The sequence below is a fragment of the Skermanella sp. genome (assembly GCF_059503625.1).
Window position 1 is genome coordinate 1 of record NZ_JCACHA010000704.1, and the last position, 8647, is coordinate 8647.

Below are 8647 nucleotides of genomic sequence, written 5' to 3' on the forward strand. Positions count from 1 at the left end.
ATGGATCATTACCTCCCAAGGGTGCTCTTCATTCCGCCTGTTTTTAAACCAGTAATGGCGGCTTCACGTGGAACGGATACATACAGTTTACGTAAACGTCAACCGGCGTCTTAGGTCCGTTGCGCTGGGCATGGGGCGTTCTTCAAGGACTGGGGGAGCGCACGGATATCCGGCGCTCCCCCAGCGATCACGGCGCGGTGAGAGCGACAGGGGTAGCGGGAGGAGACGGGCTATCCGGTCAGCCCTGGCCCGTGACGTAGCCGCGCAGGGTTTCCACTTCCAGCTCGGTGTCGTCCAGCCGCTGCTTGACCACGTCGCCGATGCTGATCATGCCCATCAACTTGCCGCCGTCCACAACAGGAAGGTGACGGAATCGCCGCGTGGTCATCGTTGTCATGACCTCCGCGATGGTGTCGTTGGGCGAGCACTGCTGGACCTCGCGGGTCATCAGCGAGCCGACCGTGTGGGTAAGCGCCTCCGCGCCATGCTTGGCGAGCGCCCGGATGATGTCCCGCTCGGAGATGATGCCCCGGATGTCCTCGCCGCCGTCCATCACGAGGACGGCGCCGATGCGGTTCTCGGTCAGCAGTTTGGTGGCGTCGGCGATGGTGCGCTCGGGCGTGATGGAAACGACGCCGGACCCCTTGCGCTTGATGACTGCTGCGACATGCATGGGACTTGCTCCTCCTTGGTATCAAGGCGGCCCGTCCCGTTCGTGCGGCCGGACCGCTATCGTTGAGTGACGATCATGGCCGCCTCCGGCCAATCGGGGTCACCTCTACATGATAGGACCATCCGACGGGCTGAGTGCAAGCCGCAGTTGTCAGGAACTCGAAATTGTTGGAGGAACGCTAACGGGCCGGCGCCGAAGCGGCCGGAGAGGAGAGGGCAGGAGTCTGCTGCGGCACCAGGGCGAGGCAAGCCTCCACGATCGTCTGGCACTGCGCCAGCTGGCTGGGGCCGATACCCTCGGGTCCGCCGTAGACGAGCCTTTCGACCTTGCCGTTCCGCAGCGTGAACGTCGCCTGGCAACTGTAGTTCCTGATGTCGTAGGTTGGCGCGTAGCCGCCGTAATAAGGATAGCCGTAGCCATAGCCGTAGAACCGCCCCGGCCCCATGAAAGGCGTATAGCTCTGATAGGAGACCGTGCGGTTGCTAGTGTAGGTGAAGTATTCCAGGTTGTCGACCGAGGTGCTGCGCTCCGGTACGCCGGCACAGGACAGAAGCGTCTGCTTTGGCATGCCGATGAAGGCCTGCTGGGCGAACAGAGCCTCGTCGGCCCTGGGATTAGCGCAGGATGCCAGGACGATGACGGCGGCCCCCAGCAGGACCGGCCCGCCGATGCGTGAATGGATGGTCGATCGATGACGGTTCGCCGTGTCGTTCATCTTCCGGTACCTCGTTCAGGGCCGCTTCGCGGCCTCGTCGTTCCAGGGCCGCTTCGCGGCCTCGCCGTTCAGTTTGCCCTCAGCCGCCCAGGCGCAAGATCCTCCGCGCCGACACCCAGGGCGGCCAGATCCTCCGGGATTTTGCCGGAGGTCAGCAGCCCGGCGGCAGTCCTCGCCATGGCAGGGGCGGTCTGGATGCCGTAACCGCCCTGACCCGCCAGCCAGAAGAAACCCTCCGACCCTGAATCGGGTCCGACCACCGGTGTCTTGTCCGGCGCGAAGGTGCGCAGGCCGGCCCACCGGTGGCTGATCCGGCGAATCGAGAACAAAGAGGCTTGTTCGATCCGGTCAACCGTCAAGGCGACGTCCAGTTCCTCCGCCTGCGCATCGCAGGGGTCCGACGGCGTCTCGTCGGCGGGGGATGCCAGCAGGCGTCCGCCCTCGGGCTTGAAGTAGAACGTCTCTTCCACGTCGCAGACCATCGGCCAGTGCGGCATGCCGGCCTGCCCTGGATCGGTCCTTTCCGGATCGAAGACCGGGTCGAAGGTGATTGCCGTCCGGCGCTTCGGGACGAGGCCGATGGGGGCCAGACCCGCCAGTGCGGCCACGGTATCGGCCCAGGCGCCGGCCGCATTGACGACCCAGGGTGCCGAATAGGACCCCGCGCGGGTTTCCGCGTGCCAGAGCCCGTCGCGGCGGGTTAGGCCCAGGAGTTCCGCATCGGTCGCGATCCGCCCGCCACGGGCGCGCAGGCCCCTCAGGTAGCCGTGATGGATCGCGTGGACGTCCATATCCATCGCGTCCGGTTCCCATACCGCTCCGGCGACATAGTCGGGGCGCAGCATGGGCGCCATCCTCAGCGTTTCGGCAGCCGTCAGCACCCGCACGCTTGGGGTGAGCACGCTTCCCGCCTGGAAAGCGCGGTCGATCGCGGCGCGCTGGTCGTCCCGCCCGATCAGCAGGACGCCGCGTGGGGTCAGCACCGGGTGTTCGGAAAAACCTGCCCCGGCGACCCCGTCGTAGAAGGCGCGGCTGCCGACGGTCAGGGCACGGATCGTCGGATTGCCGTAGGTTTCGGAGTAGAGGGCGGCGGAGCGCCCGGTCGAGTGATACCCCGGCTGACTCTCTCGTTCTATAAGCACGACGCTGCCGGACGCCGCCAGTTCGAACGCCGCCGAGGCTCCGGCGATGCCGCCGCCGATAATCAGGAAGTCGCAGGAAGTCATGGTCCGCCGCTCTGTATCCGCCATCAAGGCTGGTCGGCTGTCAGCGTAGCGCCCAACCTAGGCGCTGACCAGAGGGGCAGGGGGGTGAGTGCCGGCTACTTCCCCGCTCCTGCTTCCGGCGGTTGGGTGCAAGCCGCCAGCGTGGTCCCGGGGGTTTGGATCGGCTCCGGATCGGCCGGGGGAACGGCGCTGTCGGGCGGGATCATGCCTTCGCAGCGGCGGAGGTGGTTGTGGACGGCTGTTGCGGCGACGGCGGCCTGGCCCATGGCGACGGAGATCTGGTTCAGGCCCTCGACGATGTCCCCGGCGGCATAGAAGCCGGGAACCGACGTCCGGCAGTGGCTGTCCACGATCACCCGTCCCTGGTCGTTCATGTCGGCGCCGACCTGGGCGGCAAGCGTCGAGCGGGCCAGGGTGCCGAGCGCCGAATAGAGCGTGTCGAACGACAGTTCCTCGCCGCTCTTCAGGACGACCTTGGTGATCCTGCCGTCTTCCTCGGTCACCCGCTCGACCTGCTCCTCCACCGTGCGGATGCCGAGTTCGGACAGCTTGTTCCGGTCCTCGGCGGTCAGGTTCATCGGAGTGCCGAGGGTCAGCAGGGTCAGGTCGGCGGTGTAGCCGCGGATGAACAGGACCTCGCCCATGGCGTCGCGGCCGTGGCCGATCACCGCGACCTTCTTGTCGATCACCTCGAAGGCGTCGCAGATCGGGCAGACGCGGATCAGGCCGCGCTGGACGGCGTCGAACAGGTCGGGCAGACGCGGCTGGTCGTCGATCACGCCCGTCGCCAGGATGACGGTCTCGGCGGCCAGTTCCTCGCCCGCTTCGGTCGTGGCGACGAAGCCGCCTTGATCGATGCACCGCAGCGACTTGATCGAGCCGGTCTCGATGCGGGCGCCGTACTGGGCCGCCTGGCAGCGCATCCGGTCGAGCAGGTCCAGCCCGTTGATGCCGTTCATGAAGCCTGCATGATTGTGGGACGTCGGTATCCAGGCGCACCGGCTCTTGGCCTCGTCGACCACCAGCACGGTGCGCCGGAAACGCGCCAGATATATAGCCGCCGTCAACCCGCCGGGTCCGCCGCCGACGATCAGGCAATCGAGCTTGCCAGTCATTTTCCCCCACCCGCTGATTGGCTGCGCATGCCCTCAACGGACCTTGGGGTGCGGCGTTCCCGGATATTCCACTATTACCCCGCCAGCTTCCGCTTCAGCTCGCGGCGGCGGCGGCTCCGAATGAAGACGGGGCATGGAAAAAAGTAGCACTTAGTGCTACATAAATGCATGATCGAACGAACGTTCAAAACAGCGTGGTTCGCCAAGGCGGCAAGCAAGGCACGCATCTCAGATGCGGCTTTATGCAAAGCTATCGTCCAGATGGTCCAGGGGCAAGCCGATGACCTTGGCGGAGGCGTTTTCAAGAAGCGCCTTAACGACAACATGCATCGATCCATCGTAGTGGCGAAAAGTGGAGAGTTCTGGGTTTTTGTCTATCTCTTCGCAAAGAAGGATCGGGCAAGCATAGATGACGATGAGTTGAGAGAGTTCCGCAGGCTTGCGGATCTTTATCGAAGGAAGTCAGACGTTGATCTGGAGGCGGAACTGAGAATCGGCGCCCTCTTGGAGATATGCCATGCCAAATAAGCGCAAGTTCAGGAACGATGCTTTCGAGGCTATACACAGCGCCGCCGACGGCATGTATCGGGCTGGAACGATCGATAAGGCAACGATGAGGAGCTTCGACGAGAGCTGCCTTACGGTTCCGGCCGATCTTCAGCCGGAGGAAATCAAGGCTCTCCGAGAAAGCAACCATGTCAGTCAGCCGGTCTTCGCCCGCTATCTCAATACCAGCGAATCGACGGTGCAGAAGTGGGAGAGCGGCGCCAAGCGGCCGAGCGGACCGGCCCTGAAGCTTCTGACGATCGTGCGCAAGCACGGTTTGCAAATGCTGGCTTGACCGGTCGACGGCCCTCCCGCCGCAGTGGGCGGCGGGAGGGTGCATGTCGAAGCGTTACCCCGCCAGCTTCCGCTTCAGCTCGCGGCGGCGGCGGTGCAGGACGGGTTCGGTGTAGCCATTGGGTTGCTCGCGGCCCTTCAGCACGAGGTCCAGCGCCGCCTGGAAGGCGATGCTGCCGTCGAAATCGGCCGCCATCGCCTTGTACTGCGGATCGCCGGCGTTCTGGCGGTCGACCACGGCGGCCATGCGCTTCATCGTCTCGACCACCTGCTCCTCCGACGCGATGCCGTGGCGCAGCCAGTTGGCGATGTGCTGGCTGGAGATGCGCAGCGTGGCGCGGTCTTCCATCAGGCCGACATTGTCGATGTCCGGCACCTTGGAGCAGCCGACGCCCTGGTCGATCCAGCGGACGACGTAGCCCAGGATGCCCTGCGCGTTGTTGTCCAGTTCCTGCTGCACGGCGTCCGGCGCCCAGTTCGGCCGGTCGGCCAGCGGGATCGTCAGGATGTCGTCCAGCTTGCCGCGTTTCTGGCCCTTCAGCTCCTCCTGCCGGGCGGCCACGTCGACCTGATGGTAGTGCAGGGCGTGGAGAGTGGCGGCGGTCGGCGAGGGGACCCATGCGGTGTTGGCGCCGGCCTGCGGGTGGCCGATCTTGGTCTTCAGCATCTCGGCCATGCGGTCGGGCATCGCCCACATGCCCTTGCCGATCTGGGCGCGGCCCTTCAGGCCGGCCGCCAGTCCGGTATCGACGTTGCTGTCCTCGTACGCCTTGATCCAGACCGAACCCTTCATGTCGCCCTTGCGCAGCACGGCGCCGGCTTCCATGGCGGTGTGGATCTCGTCGCCCGTGCGGTCGAGGAACCCGGTGTTGATGAAAGCGACCCGGTCCTTGGCGGCCCGGATGCACTCCTTCAGGTTCACCGTCGTCCGGCGCTCCTCGTCCATGATGCCCATCTTGATCGTGTAGCGGGCAAGTCCCAGGGCATCTTCGACCCGGCCGAACAGCTCGTCGGCGAAGGCGACTTCCTCCGGGCCGTGCATCTTCGGCTTGACGATGTAGAGCGAGCCGGTGCGGCTGTTGCGCAGGTCGCCTTCACCCTTCTTCAGGTCGTGCATCGCTATCAGCGTCGTGAACAGCGCGTCCAGGATGCCTTCCGGCGCCTCGCTGCCGTCCTTAAGCTTGACCGCGTCGATCGTCATCAGGTGGCCGACGTTGCGGACCAGCATCAGGCTGCGGCCGGGCAGGGTGAGCGTGCCGCCGTCCGGCGTCGTGTAGGTGCGGTCGGGGTTCAGCCGGCGCTCGATCCGCTTGCCGCCCTTTTCCAGGGTGGCGCTGAGCTTGCCGTTCATCAGGCCGAGCCAGTTGCGGTAGATCGTGACCTTGTCCTCGGCATCGACGGCGGCGACGCTGTCCTCGCAGTCCATGATCGTGGTCAGGGCGGATTCCGCGACGACGTCGGAAATGCCGGCGGCGTCGTCCTTGCCGATGAAGTGTTCGCGGTCGAACCGGATCTCAAGGTGCAGGCCGTGGTTGGCCAGCAGGATCGCGGCCGGCGATGCCGCGTCGCCCTGGTAGCCGGCCAGCTTGGCGGCATCGCGGAGCGTCGTGGTGCCGCCGCCCTTCAGCGTGACCGACAGCTTGCCGTCCGCGATGGAATAGCCCGCCGCATCGGTGTGGGACCCCTCGACCAGCGGCGCCGCATCGTCCAGGACCTGGCGGGCATAGGCGATGACCTTGGCGCCCCGGTGCGGATCGTAGCCGCCGACAGGGGTATTCTCGTCGTCGGACGGAATGGCGTCCGTCCCGTAGAGCGAGTCGTACAGGCTGCCCCAGCGCGCGTTGGCGGCGTTCAGGGCGTAGCGCGCGTTCATGACGGGGACGACCAGCTGCGGGCCGGCGATGGTCGAGATTTCCGGATCGACATTGGCGGTCGATATCTGGAAGTCCTCGCCTTCGGGCAGCAGGTAGCCGATCTCGCGCAGGAAGCTCTTGTACTCCTCCAGGTCGATCGGGCGGCTGCGGTGGTCGCCGTACCAAGCGTCGATCCTGGCTTGCAGGTCGTCGCGCTTTTTCAGGAGTTCGCGGTTGCGCGGCGCCAGATCGTGGAGGATGGCGTCCAGAGCGCTCCACAGGCGGTCCGGCTCGATCCCGGTTCCCGGCAGCGCTTCCTTTTCGATGAACTCACGAAGTTCGGCGGCAACCTGCAATTCGCCGATCTGGTTCCATTCACTCAAAACTCCACCCTCCTGCATATCATTCATTTTATCGGCATCCAATCATTTCCCTGACGGCGCCATGCGTGTTTGTGCACCGCATCAACACCAGAGTCAAAAATACAGTCGGCATAGCTGTTGTTCCGTGAATTCCTGTCTCGGCGCCTGTTAGCGTGGGATGGGCGCCCAGCGGGCAATGCTGCCGGTGGACCGGGCGCTCCCTTCACAAACCACGGGGCAAACGTTGCAAGTCCAATTGCCCTGTCCCACATCACCGCCACTGCCGCGGCTCCACGGAGTTGCATTGCACGCCTTTCATAATGGAGAACAAAATACCATGCGGCATGTCACATCATTTCGGGCGATCTTCTCAATTAAGGCTGGCTTCCCCGTCCGCGCCTTGGTTCTGTTTCTATTCACCGCCCTGGCCGCGTTCGGCGGTCCGACGGGCAGCGCCCGTGCCGCCGATGCGGGAGGTCTCATCAATGCGCTGACGTCGCAGCTGGGCGTCACCAAGCCGCAGGCCGAAGGCGGGGCGGGCGCCCTGTTCAATCTGGCGAAGCAGCGGATGGCGCCGGAGCAGTTCGGTCAGGTCCAGAGCCAGGTCCCCGGCATCGACGGCCTGATGGGAACCGCCTCCAGCGCGTCCTCTTCCAAGGGACAGGCCGACAGCGGCGGACTGGCCGGGATGGCGACCGGCGCGCTCGGCAGCGTCGGCGGCGGCGGTGCCGCCGGCGGACTGGGAGCCCTGGCGCCGCTCGCCGGATCGTTCTCGTCCCTGGGCATGTCGCCCGACATGGCGGGCAAGTTCCTTCCCGTCGTGATGGAATATCTCAACTCCAGTGGCGGCGGCGGTGCGGCGGGCTTGCTGAAGAGCGCCCTGACTGGCTAAGACTGCCACCGGTTAGGACGGGGACCGGCCAAGGTTTGGCCGTCGGCGGACAGGAAATCGATTGCCCGAAATGTCAGATCTCATGTCCGCGTTCGAAATGTCGTCCTTCGATGAAGTAGCCTCGTCGGCATTGCCTCCGGCCTTCCGGGCGCTGCTGGACCACAACGCGTCGATGACGGCGACCCTGTCGGCGCACTGGAACGGGATGCTGAGCGCTCTCGTCCTGCGGCACGGCGTGACGGCAGACGGGGCGGTGCTGGTGCGCCGCGTCGTCCTTGTCGCCGGAACCGGCGACCTGCCGGTCGAGATCGCCGAAGTGCGGGCCCTGACCGGGGCATTGGGCAACGGCGTGCTCGGGCGGCTGGCCTCCGCGACGGTGCCGTTCGGCCGCTCCCTTCAGCAGGAAGGGATCGCCTTCACGACCGAACCGGTCAGCTTCTTCAAGGTCACGGCGAACGAGGCGCTGGCGGAGGCGGGGCGGACCGTGCCCGGCACGCCCATGTTCGGCCGCAAGGCGCTTCTTTGGCTGGCGGATGGCCGCCCGCTCGGCGAAACGGTCGAGATCCTGCCGCGCGTCTGACGGCTCCCGGACGGCATCATTCCAACGGGGCGTTCCGGCCGTTCAGGCGAGCTGGTCGAGCAGGCGTCCGACCGTTGCGGCACGGGCGGTCCAGCTTCCGTCCGCTTCGTCGTCCTGGTCGATGACCACGGTCCTGTGGCAGGGAAAGCGCCTGGCCAGTTCGGGCGTCGCCGCGATGATGAGGTCGGCGCGAACCGCCAGTTCGGCTTCCATCGCCTTGATGGAGCAACAGCTGACGTCGGCCATCAGGGTGAAGTTGGTGTCGCAGTAATAAACGACCGCGTGCTCGTCCAGCTCCCCGACGGCGTCGATCGCGGTCGGCACCGCGCTTAGCAGGATCGGACGGCGCAGTTCCAGCATCGACATCGCCGTGCGGATCTGGTGTCCAAGC

Annotated in this window: 10 protein-coding genes; 4 read left to right on the forward strand and 6 right to left on the reverse strand. The window is 65.6% G+C overall.

Annotated features, from left to right (window positions below):
• Positions 1-238: 238 nt before the first annotated feature.
• The 4 genes from AC5JJ6_RS23410 to AC5JJ6_RS23425 all read right to left on the reverse strand — a co-directional run bounded on the left by AC5JJ6_RS23410 (position 239) and on the right by AC5JJ6_RS23425 (position 3729).
• On the reverse strand, positions 239-673 hold the full coding sequence (locus AC5JJ6_RS23410; protein ID WP_496044363.1) for a CBS domain-containing protein: 435 nt from the start codon (positions 671-673) through the stop codon (positions 239-241).
• Between the two features lie 178 nt (positions 674-851).
• Positions 852-1388, reverse strand: a complete 537-nt coding sequence (locus AC5JJ6_RS23415) for a hypothetical protein (protein WP_496044364.1) — start codon at positions 1386-1388, stop codon at positions 852-854.
• Positions 1389-1456: 68 nt separating this feature from the next.
• Positions 1457-2614, reverse strand: coding sequence for an NAD(P)/FAD-dependent oxidoreductase (locus AC5JJ6_RS23420; protein ID WP_496044365.1), 1158 nt, complete (start codon positions 2612-2614; stop codon positions 1457-1459).
• Positions 2615-2709: 95 nt separating this feature from the next.
• Positions 2710-3729 (reverse strand): NAD(P)/FAD-dependent oxidoreductase, encoded by a 1020-nt coding sequence (locus tag AC5JJ6_RS23425; RefSeq protein WP_496044366.1) that lies wholly within the window; start codon positions 3727-3729, stop codon positions 2710-2712.
• 168 nt (positions 3730-3897) lie between these two features.
• Here AC5JJ6_RS23425 and AC5JJ6_RS23430 point away from each other — a divergent pair, with 168 nt between their 5' ends.
• Positions 3898-4257 (forward strand): type II toxin-antitoxin system RelE/ParE family toxin, encoded by a 360-nt coding sequence (locus AC5JJ6_RS23430; protein WP_496044367.1) that lies wholly within the window; start codon positions 3898-3900, stop codon positions 4255-4257.
• On the forward strand, positions 4247-4570 hold the full coding sequence (locus AC5JJ6_RS23435; protein WP_496044368.1) for a helix-turn-helix domain-containing protein: 324 nt from the start codon (positions 4247-4249) through the stop codon (positions 4568-4570). Before AC5JJ6_RS23430 ends, AC5JJ6_RS23435 begins: the two co-directional genes overlap by 11 nt.
• A gap of 54 nt (positions 4571-4624) precedes the next feature.
• Here the strand turns inward: AC5JJ6_RS23435 and AC5JJ6_RS23440 are convergent, their stop codons facing one another.
• A complete protein-coding gene (locus tag AC5JJ6_RS23440; RefSeq protein ID WP_496044369.1) occupies positions 4625-6805 on the reverse strand; it encodes a malate synthase G in 2181 nt (726 codons plus the stop codon).
• 316 nt (positions 6806-7121) lie between these two features.
• On the opposite strand from AC5JJ6_RS23440, the gene AC5JJ6_RS23445 reads away from it, so the two are divergent.
• Both AC5JJ6_RS23445 and AC5JJ6_RS23450 read left to right on the forward strand, forming a co-directional pair.
• Positions 7122-7676: a DUF2780 domain-containing protein gene (locus tag AC5JJ6_RS23445; RefSeq protein ID WP_496044370.1), complete on the forward strand. Its 555-nt coding sequence runs from the start codon at positions 7122-7124 to the stop codon at positions 7674-7676.
• Between the two features lie 82 nt (positions 7677-7758).
• Positions 7759-8256 carry a hypothetical protein gene (locus tag AC5JJ6_RS23450; protein WP_496044371.1) on the forward strand — a complete coding sequence of 166 codons (498 nt, stop codon included), beginning with the start codon at positions 7759-7761 and terminating at the stop codon, positions 8254-8256.
• Between the two features lie 42 nt (positions 8257-8298).
• Here the strand turns inward: AC5JJ6_RS23450 and AC5JJ6_RS23455 are convergent.
• A partial coding sequence (locus AC5JJ6_RS23455; RefSeq protein ID WP_496044372.1) for a hypothetical protein occupies positions 8299-8647 on the reverse strand: 349 nt, incomplete at its 5' end.

Coding starts and splice junctions, on each gene's coding strand:
- AC5JJ6_RS23435 (WP_496044368.1), top strand. CDS start 4,247: ATGCCAAATAAGCGCAAGTTCAGGAACGATGCTTTCGAGGCTATACAC.
- AC5JJ6_RS23415 (WP_496044364.1), bottom strand. CDS start 1,388: ATGAACGACACGGCGAACCGTCATCGATCGACCATCCATTCACGCATC.
- AC5JJ6_RS23410 (WP_496044363.1), bottom strand. CDS start 673: ATGCATGTCGCAGCAGTCATCAAGCGCAAGGGGTCCGGCGTCGTTTCC.
- AC5JJ6_RS23420 (WP_496044365.1), bottom strand. CDS start 2,614: ATGACTTCCTGCGACTTCCTGATTATCGGCGGCGGCATCGCCGGAGCC.
- AC5JJ6_RS23450 (WP_496044371.1), top strand. CDS start 7,759: ATGTCCGCGTTCGAAATGTCGTCCTTCGATGAAGTAGCCTCGTCGGCA.
- AC5JJ6_RS23425 (WP_496044366.1), bottom strand. CDS start 3,729: ATGACTGGCAAGCTCGATTGCCTGATCGTCGGCGGCGGACCCGGCGGG.
- AC5JJ6_RS23430 (WP_496044367.1), top strand. CDS start 3,898: ATGATCGAACGAACGTTCAAAACAGCGTGGTTCGCCAAGGCGGCAAGC.
- AC5JJ6_RS23445 (WP_496044370.1), top strand. CDS start 7,122: ATGCGGCATGTCACATCATTTCGGGCGATCTTCTCAATTAAGGCTGGC.